Raw genomic sequence first — 17,831 nt, 5'->3', positions numbered from 1 at the left:
CGCCGTGCCGGTTACTGCCGGCGATCTCAGCAGCCGCCTTTTTCAACGAAATCGGCGGACTGTGGATTTTGGGTGCGGCGTCGCCGGCGAGGGCCTTGATCGCGACCAAGGCGGGACAGAGGTTGAACGCGACCCTGCCGGACGGTTCGGAAGTGACGCTGGCGCCCCTGACGCGGCTGAGGCTGGATTTCGTCGGTGGGCGTCGTGCGGCGGTTCTGGAACAGGGGCAGATCTATCTGAACCTCGTGGCGGGCGACCGACCTTTCGTGTTGCGCGCGGGTGATCGGGTGCTGACGGCGGACAGCGGTCGGTTCCAGCTGAGCCTGTCGAGCGACCGGCCCGAGGTGGTGGTGGAGCAGGGCGGACTGACGGTCCGCGAGCGTCGGGGTGACAAGACATCGGTTCATGTCGGCGCGGGTCAGAAGGCGCATGCGACGGCGGCGGGCCTCAGCGTGATCGCGGCCGATGTAGAGGCCGAGACGGCCTGGCGCGATGGCCGTCTTGTGGTGCGCGACCGACCGCTGAGCGAGGTCGTCGCCGCCTTCAACCGCTATTCCGCCGAGCGCCTGTCGATTGAGGACGATGAGGCCGGCGCCAGGCACATCTCCGGCTCGTTCCGCTACGACGGGGCGCGCGAATTCGCCCTTGCCCTGGCGACGGGTTTCGACCTTTCGGTCAAGCGGAGCGCGGGTGGCGTGTGGCGCATCCGATCCTCTGAAGGATCGGCAAAGGTTCGATGAAATTTGCAAGACAGGGTGTGGGGTCAGGGGGGCGCTTCCGTTCCTGAGAGCGAGCCGGCCGGGGGCCGGTCGCTAGATTTCAGGGGCTTCCAATGACCATGTCCTCGCCATTCTCGGGCGCTTTGAAACGCGGGCTGCTGGCCTGCAGCGCCTTGGCCGTTTTAGCCGCCGCGTCTCCGGCGCTGGCCCAGACCTCTACGGCGCGGCCGATCGCCTTCGCGATCGAAAGCCAGTCGCTGGAGACTGCCCTGACCGGGTTCGCACGGGCCGCCGACGTCCAGGTGGTCTTCACGCCCGAACTGGTGCGCGGCAAACGCGGCGGGCGCGTCGTCGGCGTGATGGCGCCTGCGGAGGCCTTGCGCCAGATTCTGGCCGGTTCGGGCCTGGTCGCCGCGCAGGTCGGCGAGCGCACCTTTTCTGTTTCGCAAGCCGGTCACGCCTCCACGGACGCCGCCACCCTCGACGAGGTGATCGTCACCGCCCAGAAGCGCGCGCAGCGTATTCAGGACGTGCCCCTGGCCGTGACCGTGATCGACGGCGACGATGCGGCGCGGCGCGGCATCGACAGCGTCACCGGCCTGGTGGACGAGGTCCCGGGCGTCTCGGTCAACTACGCCTTCGGGGGCACCAACTACGGCCTGATCAGCATCCGGGGCATCGGCGGCGCCGACGACTACAAGCCCAACGGCAATCCCTCTGTCGCCCTGCACGTGGACGGGGTCTATCAGACGTCTAACGCCTATCTGGGCATGCCCTTGTTCGACCTGGACCGGGTCGAGATCCTGAAGGGGCCGCAGGGCACCCTGTATGGCCGCTGCAGGCGACCACGCGACTGGCCAATGACACCAACGGCCGGGCCAATGTGGGCGAGGCCGAGAGCCAGGGCATAGAGTTCGCGATCAACGCCGTTCTGTTCGAGACCGCGAACCAGACGCTGGACGTCGATCTGGCCGCCGCCTTCCTGGACACCGAAATCCTGTCGTTCAGCTCGGCCCGCGTCGCCGAGGTGCTGCAAACGGTCGGCGATCCGCTGCCGGGCGCGCCGGACGTGACGGCGACCCTGGCGCTGAAGCATGGTCTGGTTCTGGACAACGGATGGCGGCTGGATTCGCGCCTGTCCGTTTCGCATCACGGCGAGGAATCCAATCGCCTGAATGCGACGCCGGGCAATACGGCCAAGGCCTACACCCTGTTGAACGCCAGGGTCGAGCTGGAGACGGCGGCGAACTGGTCGGTCTATGCCTATGGCCGCAACATCACCGACGAGGTCTATTTCCCGGAGCTGAACGGCGCATCGCGTCTGGTCGGCGCGCCGGCGACCTACGGCGTGGGGCTGCGTTACAGCTTCTGACGCCGCAGCGCGCCGCCGCCCGGATCCCCTCGGGCGGCGGCGCGACAAGGGCCGACAGCGCCCCGTTGGAATGCGGGCGACGCCGTCCATCCAGCCGAAGCTGTTCTGAACATCTATTCGCCGCCGCCGTGGGGCTGCTTGCCGGTCTGGTCATAGACGGAGCAAGGCGGTCGGCATGCTGGGCGTCAAGCGCCATGCGGCCATCGCATTCTCCGAACCGCTTTCGGATCGCTTGAGGTCGGTGCAAGGCGGGGCCTGCACCCCCGGCTTTTATGTTTCCTTTACGCCGAGGCGGGGAATCCACATCGCCCCGTTACGGCCGCCCATGATCTCTTCACGCTTCATCTGAGCGTGAGGAGGCCGGCTTGGCCGATGTGATCTTTCTGGCGACAGGGGCAGGGGCGTTCATCGTCTTTGCGGCACTGGCCGTTGCGTTGAAACGGGTATGACGATGATCGCCATGCTCTGGGGGGCGGGGGCGGTGGTCGTCGCCGTCTATATGGTCGCGGCCCTGCTGCGGCCCGAGCGGTTCTGACGGACCGGGACGAAACTCATGAACATTCAAGGATGGGGCGAGATCGCCCTGACCCTTGGGCTGGCCGTTCTGCTCGGCTGGCCCATCGGCGTTTACATGTCGCGCGTCTGGAACGGCGAACGGACCTGGCTCGATCCGGTACTGAAGCCGGTGGAGGCCGTCTTCTATGGCGCGGCGGGCGTCGATCCGAAGCGCAGCCAAGGGTGGCTGGGTTATGCCGGGGCGCTGCTGGCCTTCAACCTGGCGGGCTTTGTGCTGCTGTATGCGATCCTGCGGCTGCAGGGCATGCTGCCGATGAACCCGCAGGGCTTCGCGGGCGTCTCGCCGCACCTGGCCTTCAACACCGCCGTCAGCTTCGTGACCAACACCAACTGGCAGAGCTATGGCGGGGAGGCGACGATGTCGACCTTTACGCAGATGGTCGGCCTGACGGTGCAGAACTTCGTCTCGGCCGCCACCGGGGCGACCATCGCCACCGCCCTGGCGCGGGCTTTCGTGGCCCATCGCGGCGAGGGGGTCGGCAACTTCTGGGCCGATCTGACACGGACCACCCTCTATGTCCTCTTGCCCGCCGCCTTGATCCTGGCGGTCGCCCTGGCGGGGCTGGGCGTGGTTCAGAGCCTGGCGGCCAATGTCCACGCCGTCGGGGTCGAGGGCGGGGCGCAGACCCTGCCGCTGTTCCCGGCGGCCAGCCAGGTGGCGATCAAACAACTGGGCATCAACGGCGGCGGCGTCTTCAACACCAATGGCGCCCATCCGTTCGAGAACCCGAACGCCATGACCAACCTGCTGACCGCCGTGGCGATCAACGTCATGGGCTGGGCCGCCTTCTTCGCCTTTGGCCGCACGGCGCTGGCGGGACGCGACATCAGGGCGCTGGCGACGGCGGCGCTGATCCTGCTGAGCGTCTCCTCGGCCGCCATGTATGTGATCGAGACGCAAGCGCCGCCGTCCCTGGTCGCGGCCCATGTGGACGCCTCGGTCAACATGGAAGGCAAGGAGGTCCGCTTCGGCGCCCCCGCCTCGACCGTCTGGTCCGTCGTGACGACCGGCGCCTCCAACGGCTCGGTCAACGCCATGCACGCCAGCTTCATGCCCCTGGGCGGCGGGCTGCAGATGTTCCTGATGCAGTTGGGCGAGATTCTGCCCGGCGGCGTCGGCTCGGGCATCGCCATCATGGTGGTCATGGCCCTGCTGTCGGTCTTCGTCGCCGGTCTGATGGTCGGTCGCACGCCGGAGTATCTGGGCAAGAAGATCGAGGCGCGCGAAATCCAGTTCGCCATGATCGCGGTGCTGATCCTGCCGCTGGCCATACTGGGCTTCACGGCGATCGCGGCCGTCTTCCCCACCGCCCTGGCCGGTCTGCTGAACAAGGGACCGCACGGCCTGTCGGAGATGCTTTACGCCTACACCTCGGCGGCGGCGAACAATGGGTCGGCCTTCGCGGGCCTGAGCGCCAATACGCCGTGGTGGAACACGACCCTGGGCCTGGCCATGCTGTTCGGGCGGTTCATTCCGGCCGTCGCCGTCCTGGCCATCGCCGGCAGCCTGGTCGCCAAGCCCAAGCTGGCGCCCAGCGTCGGCGCCCTGCCCACCGACAGCGGCCTGTTCATCGGCCTGTTGATCGGCGTGATCCTCATCCTCGGCGGACTGCAGTTCCTGCCCGCCCTCGCGCTGGGACCGATCGTAGAGCACTTCCAGGTGCTGGCGGCGGTCGCCGGCGCCTGATCCCCCGGACATCCTGACATGACACAACTCACTCTCGATCCCCGCGAGGGCGGCCGTGCGTCGCCCCTCGCGGGCGGGCTCTCCGGGGCGATGATCGGTCGCGCCGTGGGCGATGCGGTGGTCAAGCTGAACCCCGTCAAACTGATCAAGAACCCGGTCATCTTCACCACCTGGATCGTGGCGCTGCTGTCCACCATCTCGGCGGCGGCGGCCATCGCGGGCGGACAGTCGGCCGGATTTGCGGTGCAACTGGCCCTGTGGCTGTGGGCCACGGTCCTGTTCGCCAATGTCGCCGAGAGCGTCGCCGAGGGGCGGGGCAAGGCGGCGGCGAATTCCTTGCGCGCCACCCGCGTCACGACCAAGGCCAAGCTGATCGTCGACCCCGCGACCGGCACGGTGGTCCCGACCAATGCGTCGGAGCTTGAGGTCGGCTCGATCATCCTGGTCGAGGCCGGGGATGTGATCGCCTCGGACGGCGAGATCATCGAGGGTGTCGCCTCGGTCAACGAGGCCGCCATCACCGGCGAAAGCGCCCCGGTGATCCGCGAAAGCGGCGGCGACCGCTCGGCCGTGACCGGCGGCACCACTGTCGTCTCGGACTGGATCAAGGTGCGCATCACCGCAAAGCCCGGCTCGACCTTCCTGGACCGCATGATCGCCATGGTCGAGGGCGCGGATCGCAGGAAGACGCCGAACGAACTGGCCCTGGCCGTGCTGCTGGCCGGCCTGACCGTGATCTTCCTGATCGCGGTCGTGACCCTGGTGGGCCTGGGCGCCTATTCGGGCGTCGATCTGGACCCGATGGTCCTGGGCGCCCTGTTCATCACCCTGATCCCGACCACGATCGGGGGGCTGCTGTCCGCCGTCGGCATCGCGGGCATGGACCGGCTGTTGAAGGTGAACGTCCTGGCGACTTCGGGCCGCGCGGTTGAGGCGGCGGGCGACGTGGACACCCTGCTGCTCGACAAGACCGGCACCATCACCTTCGGCAACCGCATGGCGACCGAGGTCATTCCGGTTCCGGGCGTCCGTCCCGAGGCCGCCCTGGCCGCCGCCGTCATGGCGTCCCTGGCCGACGAGACGCCGGAAGGCCGCTCCATCGTCGAACTGGGCCGCAATGTGGGCGTCTCTGTCGATCAGCCGGTCGGCGCCGTCGCCATCCCCTTCACCGCCGTCACCCGTCAGTCGGGCCTGGACGTCAGCGAGGACAGTTGGAGGAAAGGGGCGGTCGATGCGGTGCTGAAGGATCTGAACCTGACCGACGGCGCCGCTCCGGCCGAGTTCCGTCAGGCGGTGGACCGGATCGCCCGCTCGGGCGGCACGCCCCTGGCCGTCACACAGAACGGCACCCTGGTCGGCGTCATCCACCTGAAGGACGTGGTCAAACCGGGGGTGAAGGCGCGTTTCGCCGACCTGCGCCGGATGGGGCTGCGCACCATCATGATCACCGGCGACAATCCGGTCACGGCGGCGGCCATCGCTTCGGAAGCCGGGGTGGACGACTTCTTGGCGGAGGCCACGCCCGAGGACAAGATGCGCCTGATCAAGGCCGAACAGGCAAAGGGCCGTCTGGTCGCCATGTGCGGCGACGGCGCCAATGACGCCCCCGCCCTGGCTCAGGCCGATGTCGGCGTGGCCATGCAGACCGGGGCCCAGGCTGCGCGCGAGGCCGGCAATATGGTCGATCTGGACAGCGACCCGACCAAGGTCATCGAGATCGTCGAGGTCGGCAAGCAACTGCTGATCACGCGCGGCGCCCTGACCACCTTCTCGGTCGCCAACGACGTGGCCAAATATTTCGCCATCATTCCGGCGATGTTCGTCGTGGCCCTGCCGTCGCTGGGCGCGCTGAACATCATGCGGCTGCACAGCCCCGAGAGCGCCATCCTGTCGGCGGTCATCTTCAACGCCCTGGTCATCGTCGCCCTGATCCCGCTGGCGCTGAAGGGCGTCAGATACCGGGCTATCGGCGCCGGCGCCCTGCTGGGTCGCAACCTGCTGATCTACGGCCTGGGCGGCCTGATCGCGCCCTTCGTCGGCATCAAGCTGATCGACCTTATCATCTCCGCGCTCGGCCTGGCCTGATGCGCGTTTCCAAGGACATCCTCATGCGTAAATCTCTCTCCAAGGCCTCGGGCCGCAACGACGCCTGGTTCGTCGCCGCCTGCATCCTGGTCCTTTCCGGCCTTGGCCTGTGCAGCGAAGCCAGGGCGCAGGACATGTCGGCAAACGTCGCCGTCACCTCCGACTACGTTTTCCGCGGCGTCAGCCAGACCCGGGAAAGGCCCGCGATATCGGCGGGCGTCGATCTGACGAACGAACGATTCTACGCCGGCGCCTGGGCCTCCAACGTCGATTTCGGCGACAGCACGGACGCAGAGGTCGATCTCTACGCCGGATATCGTCCCGAGGTCGCCGGCTATGCGCTGGACTTCGGCCTGGTCGGCTATCTCTACCCCGGCCAGCCCGAGGGCGCGGACTATGACTATGTCGAGTTGAAGGCCGCCGCATCGCGCACCGCCGGCCCCGCAACCGTGGGCGCCGCCGTCTATTATTCGCCGGACTTCTTCGGGGTGGCCGAGGATCAGGCGACCTATGCCGAGATCAACGGCGCCGTCCGCCCCGCCGACAAGTGGACGATATCCGGCGCGGTCGGTCGTCAGTGGCTGTCTTCGGACCTGGACTATACGACCTGGAACCTGGGCGCGGCCTATCAGCTGACCCGCAATCTGGCGCTGGATGTACGCTATCACGACACCGATCAGCACGGCTTCGCCGACGGCTATGGCGCGCGCGCCGCAGCCACGCTGAAAGCCGCCTTCTGAGGCGACGATCATGGTCAATCAACTTCGCCCGGCCGTCGTCATGATGGCCCTGTTCACCCTGCTGCTGGGCCTGGCCTATCCGCTGGCCGTCACCGGGATCGCGCAGGCCGTCTTCCCCAATCAGGCCGAAGGCAGCCTGGTGCGAGACGCCCGAGGCCAGGTCGTCGGCTCGGCCTTGATCGGTCAGCCCTTCGCGGGCGCCACCTATCTGCACCCCCGTCCCTCGGCGGCGGGCAAGGGCTATGACGCCGCCGCCTCGTCCGGCTCGAACCTGGGACCGCTGAACCCGGACCTGGCCGTCCGCGTCGCCGAAAGCGCCAGGGCGATCCGCGCCGAGGACGGTCCGGGGATCATCCCCGCCGATGCGGTGACGACCTCGGGTTCGGGCCTCGACCCGGACGTGTCCCCGGCCTACGCTCGGCTCCAGGCCGCGCGGATCGCCCGCGCCAGAGGCGTTCCCGTGCACCAGGTCCAGGGCATCATCGACGCGCACATCGAGGGGGCCTTCCTGGGCTTCATCGGCCAGCCGCACGTCAATGTCCTGATGACCAACCGCGCGCTGGACGCCCGTTTCGGGGCGGAGGGCTGATTGCCCGAACCGGCGCCTGAAACGCCCGCGACTTCAGCCGTTCCGCGCCGCAAGCGCGGGCGGCTGAAGGTGTTTCTGGGCATGTCGCCCGGCGTGGGCAAAACCTATGAGATGCTGCGCGCCGCGCGCCGCCGAAAGGCCGAGGGGCTGGATGTCGTCGTCGGCGTGGTCGAGACCCACGGCCGCAAGGAGACGATGAGCCTGCTGCGCGGGCTGGACGTCATGCCCCGCGCACCCATCGAACACCGCGACCGCGCCCTGATGGAGTTCGATCTGGACGGCGCTCTCGCGCGGCGGCCCGAACTGCTGCTGGTCGACGAATACGCCCATTCCAACGCGCCCGGTTCGCGCCATCCCAAGCGGTGGCAGGACGTGGAGGAACTGCGCGACGCTGGGATCGACGTCTGGACGACGCTGAACATCCAGCATCTGGAAAGCCTGTCCGACGTCATCCTGCGCATCACCGGCGTTCGCCAGCGCGAGGCCGTGCCCGACAGCGTCCTCACCGGAGCCGACGACATCGAGTTCATCGACATCACGCCTGAGGATCTGCGGGCGCGCCTGGCCGAGGGCAAGGTCTATGTGCCTGAGACGGCGCGCGTGGCGTCGGAGAACTTCTTCAGGATCGAGAACCTGACGGCCCTGCGCGAACTGGCTCTGCGCCGGGCGGCCCAGACAGTGGACGACCAACTGCTGTCGCATCTGCGCGAGCGGGGCGTGTCGGGGCCGTGGGCGGCGAACGAGCGCATCCTGGTGCTGGTCGGCGGGGACGCCATGACCGCTTCCCTGGTGCGGACCGGGCGGCGGATGTCGGACATGATGATGGACGCCCCTTGGTCCGTGGCCCACGTCGAACGACCCAGCGGATCGCGCGCCGACGCCCGGTCGGCGGAGCGGCTGTCTGAGGCCTTCAAGCTGGCGGAGCAACTGGGCGGGCGGCCCGTGACCATCAGCGGCGACGATGTGGTGCGCGCCGTGCTGGATCACGCGCATCGCAACAACGTCACCCAGATCGTCATCGGCAAAACGCGCGGCGGGCGGTTCAGCGAATGGACCGGCCGGGCGCTGGCGACCGAACTGCTGCGCAAGGCGCAAGGGGTCGCCGTCCACGTCGTGACCGAGGGCGACCTGACCGCGCCCGAACCGGCGACACGGTCGGGTGTCCGGGCGGCGCTGGACTGGCGCGGCTATCCGGTCGGCGCGGCCTTCGTCCTGGCGGCGACAGGGGCGGCCCTCTTGCTGGACGCCCGGTTCGAGCGGGTCGATCTGGGCGTCATCTATCTGGCGGCGGTGGTGGCGGCAGGGGTGCTGAACGGGCTCAGGCCCGCTCTGGCGGCGGCGACTCTGGCCTTCCTGACCTACAACTTCCTGTTCCTCCAGCCGCGCTACAGCTTCCTGATCGGTTCGCCGACGGACGTCCTGACCCTTATCCTGTTCTGGGGCGTGGCCCTGGGCACGGGCGCCCTGGCGGGACGGGTGCGCGAACAGGCCAGAGCGGCCCAGCGGCGTGCCGCCGCCGTCTCGGCCCTGCTGGCCGCCAGCCAGACCTTGTCGGCCGGCCAGGATCGCGCCGTCACGGCCCGCAGCCTGGCCGAACAGGCCTCGGCCGCCGCCGGCGCGGGCGCCGTCGTTCTTCTGCCCGACGGCGAGGACATCGTTCTGACCGGAGCCAGCCCCGACGGCGTGACCCTGGCCCCCGACGCCATGGCCGCCGCCCGCTGGGCCTGGACCCACGGCGAGGTCGCGGGCCACGGCACCGGCACCCTGCCGCAGACCTGTTGGCGGTTTCAGCCTCTTCAGGGCGTGCGCGCCCGGGCGGGCGTGGCGGGCATAGATGCGTCCGCCGTGGCGGCGGGCTCGGACGAGGAACGTCTGGCCATGGCCCTGCTGGACCAGGGCGCCGTGGCGCTGGAGCGGGCCGATCTGGCAGGTCAGGCGCTGGAGACCGAGACCCTGCGCCGCGCCGATCGTTTCCGCGCCGCCCTGATGAACTCGGTCAGCCACGATCTGCGCACCCCCCTGTCCACCGTCCTGGGCTCGGCGACGACCCTGATCGACTATGGCGCGACCCTGAAGCCCGAGGTCCGCGAAGACCTGCTGCTCAGCATCCGCGAAGAGGCCGAACGTCTGTCGCGCTATGTCGGGGATCTGCTGGACATGACGCGGCTGGATGGCGGGGGGCTGAACGTCCGCACCGACTGGACCGATGTGCGCGACATCCTGAATGCGGCCGCCGACCGGGTGTCGCGCCGCCTGAGCCGGCGCAGAGTCACGCGCGACTTTCCGGCCCAGCTCAGTCTGGTCGAGGCCGATCCGGGCCTGCTGGAACAGGCGGTGGTCAATATTCTTGAGAACGCCATCGCCTACAGTCCCGATGACACCACCATCGAACTGGCGGCCTATGAGGATCGCGGCGCCGTCGTCATCTCCATCGAGGATCAGGGGAACGGCATCCCGACCGCCGAGCTGGAACGGGTGTTCGACAAGTTCCGCCGCATGGAGGAGCCGACCGACCGCGCGAAAGGGGCGGGCCTGGGCCTGGCCATCGCAAAGGGCTTCGTCGAGGCGATGCGCGGCCGCATCGCCGCCGCCAGCCCGATCCAGGACGACGCCGACGGCAAACGCGGCGCCCGCATCCTGATCCGCCTGCCCAAATCCATCGCCACCCACCCGGATCTACTCTGATGTCCGCCGTTCGCCCCCAGGTTCTGGTCATCGACGACGAACCCCAGATCCACCGTTTCCTGGCACCCGCCCTGAACGCCGCCGGCTACGAGCCCCGCCGCGCCGACAGCGGCCAGGAGGGCCTGCGCGCCATCGCCTTGTGGAGCCCCGACGCCGTGGTTCTGGACCTGGGACTGCCCGATATGGACGGCAAGGATGTGCTGACCCGCGCGCGTGAGTTCTATCCGGGGCCGATCATCGTCTTGTCCGCCCGTGACCGCGAGGCCGAGAAGATCACGGCCCTGGACCTGGGCGCCAACGACTATGTCGAAAAGCCGTTCGGCGTGGGCGAACTGCTGGCCCGCATCCGCGCGGGTCTGCGCCAGGGCGCGCTGACGCCGATCGTGGGCGGCGTGGTCACGGCGGGCGATATGGTGATCGACCTGGACCGTCGCATCGTCGCCCGCGCGGGCGAGCGGGTGAAGCTGCGCCCCAAGGAATACGAGGTCCTGGCCTATCTGGCCCGCAACGCCGGCAAGGTGCTGGGTCACGTCGATCTGCTGAAGGCCATATGGGGCGCCGGCCATGCCGACGACGTCCAGTATCTGCGCGTCGTCGTCGGTCAGCTGCGGCACAAGCTGGAGGCGGACCCGGCCCAGCCAGTCATGCTCGTGACCGAGCCCGGCATCGGCTATCGGCTGGTTGTCTAAACCGCTCCGTCTTCCTGCGGCATGCCCTGGGGCACGATGGTCTTGATGATGGAGGCGTCCAGGTCTTCGAAGGCGTGCAGGCCGATGGTGTCGTACAGTTCCTGGCGGGTCTGCATGCGGTCGACGTATTTGTGCGTGCCGCCATTGGTCTTGATCGAGGCGTAGAGTTCGGCCTGGGCCTTGTTGGCGACGCGCAGGGACGACACGGGCCAAATCACCATCTTGTAGCCCATCTGCTCGAACTCGGCGGCCGTGTAGAAGGGCGTCTTGCCGAACTCGGTCATATTGGCCAGCAGGGGGACGCCGGGCATGGCCTTGGCGAACTTCTCGAACATCTCGCGGGTGTTGAGCGCTTCCGGGAAGATGCAGTCGGCGCCGGCGTCAACATACATCCTGGCGCGGTCGACGGCGGCGTCGAAGCCTTCCACGCCGGCTGCGTCGGTGCGGGCCATGATGACGATGTCGCGGCTGGCCTTCCTGGCGGCGGCGACCTTGGCGGCCATATCCAGGGCGGGAACCAGGGCCTTGCCGTTCAGGTGGCCGCACTTCTTGGGCAGGATCTGGTCCTCCAGATGTACGGCCCCGGCGCCCGCCTCCTCGAACGTCCGCACCATGTGCATGACGTTCAGCGCCTCGCCATAGCCGGTGTCGCCGTCCACCAGCAGGGGAAGGCCGGACGCCCGGGCGATCTGGCGGATGAAGAAGGCGACTTCGTCCACCGTGATGATGCCAAGGTCCGGCAGGCCCATGGAGGCCGTCATCGCCGCGCCCGACAGATAGACCCCGTCGAAGCCGGCGTTCCGGGCCTGGATGGCCGCCTGGCCGTTGTGGGCGCCGGGCAACTGCCAGATTCCTTCGCGGGCCAGGGCGGCGCGGAAACGCTTGCCGGCGGATTCGGTCGGCAGGTCGGCGGCGACGAGATAGGGCATGGAGGCTCCGTAGGCTTTCAGGCGGTCTTAGGCGCGTTCGGCCAGAGGCGCGAACGTCAGGTTTTCCGGGCCGGTATAGTTAGCCGAGGGGCGGATGATCTTGTTGTCGGTGCGTTGCTCGATCACATGGGCGGCCCAGCCCGTGGTGCGCGAGATGACGAACAGGGGCGTGAACATCGCCGTCGGCACGCCCATCATGTGGTAGGAGACGGCCGAGAACCAGTCCAGGTTCGGGAACATCTTCTTCTCGTCCATCATGACGCTCTCGATGCGTTCGGCGATGTCGTACATCCGGGTCGAGCCGGCCTCGTCCGACAGGGTCTTGGCGACACGTTTGATGACGACATTGCGGGGGTCGCTGATCGTATAGACGGGGTGGCCGAAGCCGATGATGACCTCTTTCGCCTCCATGCGACGGCGAATGTCGGCCTCGGCCTCGTCGGCGTCGGCGTAGCGTTTCTGGATTTCGAAGGCGACTTCATTGGCGCCGCCGTGCTTGGGACCGCGCAGGGCGCCGATGGCCCCGGCGATGGCCGAGAACATGTCCGAGCCCGTCCCGGCGATGACGCGGGCGGTGAAGGTCGAGGCGTTGAACTCATGCTCGGCGTACAGGATCAGCGAGGTGTGCATGGCCCGCACCCAGCTGTCGGACGGCGCCGTTCCATGCAGCAGATGCAGGAAATGGCCGCCAATGGAATCGTCGTCGGTCTCCACCTCGATGCGGCGTCCGTTCTGGCTGAAGTGGTGCCAGTAGAGCAGCATCGAACCCAGGGAGGCGATCAGCCGGTCGGCGATGTCGCGGGCGCCGGGGTGGTTGTGGTCGTGCGCCTCGGGCAGGGCGCAGCCCAGGGCCGAAACGCCCGTCCGCATCACGTCCATCGGGTGGGCCGCCGCCGGAACCGTCTCCAGCGCCGACTTCACGGCGGCGGGCAGGCCGCGCAGGGCCTTGAGCTTGGCCTTGTAGGCCTTGAGCTGAGCGGCGGTCGGCAGGGCGCCGTGGATCAGCAGATGGGCGATTTCCTCGAACTCGCTGGTCTCGGCGAAGTCCAAGATGTCATAGCCCCGATAATGCAGGTCGTTGCCCGAGCGACCGACGGTGCACAGGGCGGTGTTGCCCGCCAGGACGCCGGACAGGGCGACGGACTTCTTCGGCTTCACGCCAGGAGCGGCGGCGACTTCGGACATGGATTTCCTCGAAAAGCTTATTGGGCGGCCACGAAGACCGGGGCGCCGGAGCAGGGGTGAAGGGTGATCGGGCGCGGACGGCCTTCGGCGTCGACGGCGACCATTTCGAAGCGGCCGTTCAGCGCCGGGCGTCGCGCGCCGGTGGACAGGGTTTCGGCCACGCCCTCGACCTCCACGGTCAGGGACGTGCGACCGACACGGATCACGCGCGCCACCATGTCCAGCAGTTCGCCGACGCGGACGGGCGTGTGAAAATCGGTGGCTTCGGACCGCGCCATCACGACGTCGTTGCGGGCGCGGCGGCTGGCGGCGACGAAGGCGGCCTTGCTCAGCAGCGCAAGGGCCGAACCGGCGAACAGCGCGCCATAGTGATTGGCCTGTTCCGGGAAGACCATTTCGGCGAACCGGGTCTCGTCAGGGGGAAGCGGCGTCGGCGACGACATGGGGGCCTCGGACAGCGGATCATCCGCAAGGCCCTTGAATATTCACGCTTCGATCGATCTCAGAAGGACTGAAAGAGCGGAAATCAGTGAAGGCGATGCTGCAAATCCGCGAAAGCTGCAAACCTGGATGTGTCCGCAAAGTTTGCTGATTTGCAGGGCGGCGTTCACAAATCTCCGCCCTTTCAGGCGTTCCGAAGCCCCCGTCGCGGGTCGATAATGACGCGATGAAGATCAGGGGAACTCGGCTCAAATGAATGAAGCCTATCGTCGCCGACTGCTCGGTACGTCGCTCGACTATTTCGATGTGCGCGCGGCGGTTCACGCCATTCAGCCGGGAGCCTATGACCGTCTGCCCTATGTGTCGCGGGTGCTGGCCGAGCAGCTGGTGCGTCATTGCGACCCCGCCTCGCGCGACGAGGCGCTGAGGCAGATCGTCGAGCGCAAGCGCGATCTGGACTTTCCCTGGTATCCGGCGCGCGTCGTCTGCCACGACATTCTGGGCCAGACGGCCCTGGTCGATCTGGCGGGACTGCGTGACGCCATCGCCGAGCAGGGCGGGGATCCGGCCAAGGTCAATCCGGTCGTGCCGACCCAGCTGATCGTCGACCACTCCCTGGCGGTCGAGGCGCCGGGGTTCGATCCCGAGGCCTTCGCCAAGAACCGCGCCATCGAGGATCGCCGCAACGAGGACCGGTTCCACTTCATCGAATGGACCAAGCGGGCCTTCGAGAATGTGGACGTCATTCCCGCCGGCAACGGCATCATGCACCAGATCAATCTGGAGAAGATGTCTCCGGTCGTGCAGGTGCGCGATGGGCTCGCCTTCCCCGACACATGCGTCGGCACCGACAGCCATACGCCGCACGTCGACGCCCTGGGCGTCATAGCGATTGGAGTCGGGGGGCTGGAGGCCGAGACGGTGATGCTGGGGCGGCCGTCGATGATGCGCCTGCCCGATATCGTGGGCGTCAAACTGACGGGGCGGCGCCGTGAGGGCATCACCGCCACCGACATCGTGCTGGCCCTGACCGAGTTCCTGCGCAAGGAGCGGGTGGTCGGCGCCTGGCTGGAGTTCTTTGGGGAGGGGGCGGACAGCCTGACCATCGGCGACCGGGCCACCATCTCGAACATGTGCCCTGAATACGGGGCGACAGCGGCGATGTTCTACATCGACCAGCAGACCATCGACTATCTGCGCCTGACCGGTCGCGAGCCCGAACAGATCGACCTGGTCGAGACCTATGCCAAGACCATCGGCCTTTGGGCCGACGGGCTGAAAACCGCCGACTATGAGCGGGTGCTGGCGTTCGATCTGTCCACGGTCGAACGCAATCTGGCTGGGCCTTCCAATCCGCATCGTCGCCTGCCGACCTCGGCCCTGCAGGCGCGCGGCGTGGCGGTCGATCTGGACGGCGCCCTGGCCGAAGAGCGCGAGGGTCTGATGCCGGACGGCGCGGTCATCATCGCCGCCATCACCAGCTGCACCAACACCTCCAACCCCCGAAACGTTGTCGCGGCGGGCCTGGTGGCCCGAAAGGCCAACGCCCTGGGTCTGGTCCGCAAGCCTTGGGTCAAGACCTCGTTCGCCCCGGGCTCCAAGGTGGCGCAACTCTATCTGGAGGATGCAGGCCTGCTGCCGGAACTGGAGGCGCTGGGCTTCGGCATCGTCGGCTTCGCCTGCACCACCTGCAACGGCATGTCGGGCGCGCTCGATCCGGTGATCCAGAACGCGATCGTGGAGCGCGACCTCTATACGACGGCCGTCCTGTCCGGGAACCGCAACTTCGACGGCCGCATCCATCCCTACGCCAAACAGGCCTTCCTGGCCTCGCCGCCACTGGTGGTGGCCTACGCCATCGCCGGGACGGTGCGGTTCGATATCGAGCAGGATGTCCTGGGCGTCGCGCCCGACGGTAGTAAAATCCGTCTGAAGGACCTGTGGCCCACCGACGCCGAGATCGACGCCATCGTCGGCAGGCACGTCAAGCCCGAACAGTTCCGCAACGTCTATGAGCCGATGTTCGCCAAGCGCCTGCATGGCGGAGCGCCCGCCGCGCCGCTGTATGACTGGCGGCCCCAGTCGACCTATATCCGCCGTCCGCCCTATTGGGACACCGAGGGGCTGGGTGCCCTGGCGGCCAGCCCGCGCACGCTGAAGGGGATGCGGCCCCTGGCCATCCTGCCGGACAACATCACGACCGATCACCTGTCGCCGTCGAACGCCATCCTGCCGACCTCGGCGGCGGGCGAATACCTGACGGCGATGGGCGTGCCGGAGGAGGACTACAACTCCTACGCCACCCATCGGGGTGATCACCTGACGGCCATGCGCGCCACCTTCGCCAACCCCCAACTGGTCAATGAGATGGCTGTGGTGGACGGGGCGGTGAAGAAGGGCTCTCTGGCGCGGCTGGAGCCGGACGGCCAGGTGGTGCGGATGTGGGAGGCGATCGAGACCTATCTGGGCCGTCGTCAGCCGCTGATCATCATCGCGGGCGCCGATTACGGCCAGGGCTCGTCGCGCGACTGGGCCGCCAAGGGCGTGCGTCTGGCGGGGGTCGAGGCCATCGTCGCCGAGGGTTTCGAGCGGATTCACCGCACCAATCTGATCGGCATGGGCGTGATGCCGCTGGAGTTCACCGGCGGGGTGACCCGGCTGGGTCTGAAGCTGGACGGCACGGAAACCTATGACGTCGTCGGTCAAGCCGCGCCGGGCGCGGAGCTGAGCCTGGTCGTTCACCGCGCTGAAGGGACGCAGGAGACGGTCTCGGTCAAATGCCGCCTGGACACCGCCGAGGAGGTCTCGATCTATGAGGCGGGCGGGGTGCTGCAACGTTTCGCTCAGGACTTCCTGGAACAGGAGGCCGCCGCCTGATGTCGCACGGTCCGCAGATCCGCATCCCCGCCACCTATATGCGCGGCGGCACATCGAAAGGCGTCTTCTTCCGTCTGGAAGACCTGCCCGACGCGGCGCGCGTGCCCGGCCCGGCGCGGGACCGGCTGTTCCAGCGGGTGATCGGCAGTCCGGACGCCTATGGCAAACAGATCGACGGCATGGGCGGCGCGACCTCGAGCACGTCGAAATGCGTGATCATCTCGCCCAGCGACCGGCCCGACCATGATGTCGACTATCTGTATGGCCAGGTCTCCATCGACATGGATTTCGTCGACTGGTCGGGCAACTGCGGGAATCTGTCGACGGCGGCGGGGGCCTTCGCCATCCACGCGGGCTATGTCGATGCAGGGGGCGACGGCGTCCGCACTGTCCGGATTTGGCAGGCCAATATCGGCAAGACCATCATCGCCCATGTCCCAGTCGCGGGCGGGGCCGTGCAGGAAACCGGCGACTTCGAACTGGACGGCGTGACCTTCCCCGCCGCCGAGATCGTGCTGGAGTTCCTCGATCCCGCCGATGAGGGCCAGGCCGATGACGGTTCAGGGGGCGCCATGTTCCCGACAGGCAATCTGATCGATGAACTGGACGTGCCGGAGGACCTGGTGGCGGGCGGCAGGCTGAAGGCCACGCTGATCGACGCCGGCATTCCGACCATCTTCGTGGACGCTGCCGATATCGGCTATACCGGCGCCGAGTTGCAGGAGGCCCTAAATGGCGATGCGGCGGCCTTGAAGCGGTTCGAGGCCCTGCGCGCCATCGGCGCGGTTCGGATGGGGCTGATCGCATCGACCGATGAGGCCTCGCGCCGTCAGCACACGCCCAAGATCGCCTTCGTCGCGCCGGCCCGCGATCACGTCGTCTCCAGCGGCAGGACGATTAAGGCGCAGGAGATCGACCTGCTGGTCCGCGCCCTGTCGATGGGCAAGCTGCACCACGCCATGATGGGCACCGCCGCCGTCGCCATCGGCGCGGCCGCCGCCGTGCCGGGCACGCTGGTCAATCTGGCGGCCGGCGGGGGCGAGCGCAGCGCGGTCCGGTTCGGTCATCCGTCCGGCACGTTGCGGGTCGGGGCCGAGGCGCAGCGGCGCGACGGCGACTGGACCGTCGTCAAGGCCGTCATGAGCCGCAGCGCGCGTCGGCTGATGACGGGCGACGTCTTCGTGCCGTCGGAGCCCTGAGCGGTCTGAGCGGCGGCAAGACGTCTTGCGATGTCTTCATGTTTGCAATATTTGCATT

The 17,831-nt window shown here is 67.9% G+C and carries 15 protein-coding genes; 12 read left to right on the top strand and 3 right to left on the bottom strand.

Annotated features, from left to right (window positions below; translation table 11 throughout):
- Window positions 1-68 precede the first annotated feature (68 nt).
- The 10 genes from RTU05_RS01500 (at window position 69) to RTU05_RS01455 (ending at window position 11,142) form a co-directional block, all read left to right on the top strand.
- Window positions 69-740: a FecR domain-containing protein gene (locus RTU05_RS01500; protein ID WP_312595134.1), complete on the top strand. Its 672-nt coding sequence runs from the start codon at window positions 69-71 to the stop codon at window positions 738-740.
- A 92-nt stretch (window positions 741-832) separates the two neighbouring features.
- Entirely contained in the window at window positions 833-1,630 is a 798-nt protein-coding gene (locus RTU05_RS01495; RefSeq protein ID WP_312595132.1) for a TonB-dependent receptor plug domain-containing protein, read from the top strand.
- Window positions 1,603-2,091 (top strand): TonB-dependent receptor, encoded by a 489-nt coding sequence (locus RTU05_RS01490; RefSeq protein WP_312595130.1) that lies wholly within the window; start codon window positions 1,603-1,605, stop codon window positions 2,089-2,091. Before RTU05_RS01495 ends, RTU05_RS01490 begins: the two co-directional genes overlap by 28 nt.
- A 445-nt stretch (window positions 2,092-2,536) precedes the next feature.
- The gene (locus RTU05_RS01485) at window positions 2,537-2,626 is read left to right on the top strand and encodes a potassium-transporting ATPase subunit F (RefSeq protein ID WP_196066341.1); all 90 of its coding nucleotides are present in this window, start codon (window positions 2,537-2,539) and stop codon (window positions 2,624-2,626) included.
- An 18-nt stretch (window positions 2,627-2,644) separates the two neighbouring features.
- Window positions 2,645-4,354 carry a potassium-transporting ATPase subunit KdpA gene (kdpA, locus tag RTU05_RS01480; protein WP_312595128.1) on the top strand — a complete coding sequence of 570 codons (1,710 nt, stop codon included), beginning with the start codon at window positions 2,645-2,647 and terminating at the stop codon, window positions 4,352-4,354.
- An 18-nt stretch (window positions 4,355-4,372) separates the two neighbouring features.
- Window positions 4,373-6,439 (top strand): potassium-transporting ATPase subunit KdpB, encoded by a 2,067-nt coding sequence (gene kdpB / locus RTU05_RS01475; RefSeq protein WP_312595126.1) that lies wholly within the window; start codon window positions 4,373-4,375, stop codon window positions 6,437-6,439.
- A gap of 23 nt (window positions 6,440-6,462) precedes the next feature.
- A complete protein-coding gene (locus tag RTU05_RS01470) occupies window positions 6,463-7,179 on the top strand; it encodes a TorF family putative porin (protein WP_312595124.1) in 717 nt (238 codons plus the stop codon).
- 10 nt (window positions 7,180-7,189) lie between these two features.
- Complete coding sequence (gene kdpC, locus RTU05_RS01465) at window positions 7,190-7,768, top strand: K(+)-transporting ATPase subunit C (RefSeq protein ID WP_312595122.1); 579 nt, start codon at window positions 7,190-7,192, stop codon at window positions 7,766-7,768.
- Window positions 7,769-10,453 (top strand): sensor histidine kinase KdpD, encoded by a 2,685-nt coding sequence (locus RTU05_RS01460; protein ID WP_312595120.1) that lies wholly within the window; start codon window positions 7,769-7,771, stop codon window positions 10,451-10,453.
- Window positions 10,453-11,142 (top strand): response regulator transcription factor, encoded by a 690-nt coding sequence (locus RTU05_RS01455; protein ID WP_312595118.1) that lies wholly within the window; start codon window positions 10,453-10,455, stop codon window positions 11,140-11,142. The genes RTU05_RS01460 and RTU05_RS01455 overlap by 1 nt, the downstream gene beginning before the upstream one ends.
- Here RTU05_RS01455 and prpB read toward each other — a convergent pair.
- The 3 genes from prpB to RTU05_RS01440 are packed head-to-tail and all read right to left on the bottom strand — an operon-like array spanning window position 11,139 to window position 13,699.
- Window positions 11,139-12,071 (bottom strand): methylisocitrate lyase, encoded by a 933-nt coding sequence (gene prpB / locus RTU05_RS01450; protein ID WP_312595116.1) that lies wholly within the window; start codon window positions 12,069-12,071, stop codon window positions 11,139-11,141. The genes RTU05_RS01455 and prpB overlap by 4 nt on opposite strands.
- Before the next feature lie 27 nt (window positions 12,072-12,098).
- Window positions 12,099-13,256, bottom strand: coding sequence for a 2-methylcitrate synthase (gene prpC, locus RTU05_RS01445; protein ID WP_292021684.1), 1,158 nt, complete (start codon window positions 13,254-13,256; stop codon window positions 12,099-12,101).
- 17 nt (window positions 13,257-13,273) lie between these two features.
- Window positions 13,274-13,699: an acyl-CoA thioesterase gene (locus RTU05_RS01440; protein ID WP_312595114.1), complete on the bottom strand. Its 426-nt coding sequence runs from the start codon at window positions 13,697-13,699 to the stop codon at window positions 13,274-13,276.
- A 250-nt stretch (window positions 13,700-13,949) separates the two neighbouring features.
- Between RTU05_RS01440 and acnD the strand changes: the two genes are divergently transcribed.
- Both acnD and prpF read left to right on the top strand, forming a co-directional pair.
- A complete protein-coding gene (gene acnD, locus RTU05_RS01435) occupies window positions 13,950-16,574 on the top strand; it encodes a Fe/S-dependent 2-methylisocitrate dehydratase AcnD (RefSeq protein WP_312595112.1) in 2,625 nt (874 codons plus the stop codon).
- Window positions 16,574-17,773 carry a 2-methylaconitate cis-trans isomerase PrpF gene (gene prpF / locus RTU05_RS01430; protein WP_312595110.1) on the top strand — a complete coding sequence of 400 codons (1,200 nt, stop codon included), beginning with the start codon at window positions 16,574-16,576 and terminating at the stop codon, window positions 17,771-17,773. Before acnD ends, prpF begins: the two co-directional genes overlap by 1 nt.
- Window positions 17,774-17,831 lie beyond the last annotated feature (58 nt).

This window comes from Brevundimonas sp., from assembly GCF_032017145.1.
Classification (GTDB): domain Bacteria; phylum Pseudomonadota; class Alphaproteobacteria; order Caulobacterales; family Caulobacteraceae; genus Brevundimonas.
This window is presented reverse-complemented; position numbering and strand designations above follow the sequence as displayed.

Coding starts and splice junctions, on each gene's coding strand:
- RTU05_RS01495 (WP_312595132.1), top strand. CDS start 833: ATGACCATGTCCTCGCCATTCTCGGGCGCTTTGAAACGCGGGCTGCTG.
- RTU05_RS01485 (WP_196066341.1), top strand. CDS start 2,537: ATGACGATGATCGCCATGCTCTGGGGGGCGGGGGCGGTGGTCGTCGCC.
- kdpA (WP_312595128.1), top strand. CDS start 2,645: ATGAACATTCAAGGATGGGGCGAGATCGCCCTGACCCTTGGGCTGGCC.
- kdpB (WP_312595126.1), top strand. CDS start 4,373: ATGACACAACTCACTCTCGATCCCCGCGAGGGCGGCCGTGCGTCGCCC.
- RTU05_RS01470 (WP_312595124.1), top strand. CDS start 6,463: ATGCGTAAATCTCTCTCCAAGGCCTCGGGCCGCAACGACGCCTGGTTC.
- kdpC (WP_312595122.1), top strand. CDS start 7,190: ATGGTCAATCAACTTCGCCCGGCCGTCGTCATGATGGCCCTGTTCACC.
- RTU05_RS01455 (WP_312595118.1), top strand. CDS start 10,453: ATGTCCGCCGTTCGCCCCCAGGTTCTGGTCATCGACGACGAACCCCAG.
- prpB (WP_312595116.1), bottom strand. CDS start 12,071: ATGCCCTATCTCGTCGCCGCCGACCTGCCGACCGAATCCGCCGGCAAG.
- prpC (WP_292021684.1), bottom strand. CDS start 13,256: ATGTCCGAAGTCGCCGCCGCTCCTGGCGTGAAGCCGAAGAAGTCCGTC.
- RTU05_RS01440 (WP_312595114.1), bottom strand. CDS start 13,699: ATGTCGTCGCCGACGCCGCTTCCCCCTGACGAGACCCGGTTCGCCGAA.
- acnD (WP_312595112.1), top strand. CDS start 13,950: ATGAATGAAGCCTATCGTCGCCGACTGCTCGGTACGTCGCTCGACTAT.
- prpF (WP_312595110.1), top strand. CDS start 16,574: ATGTCGCACGGTCCGCAGATCCGCATCCCCGCCACCTATATGCGCGGC.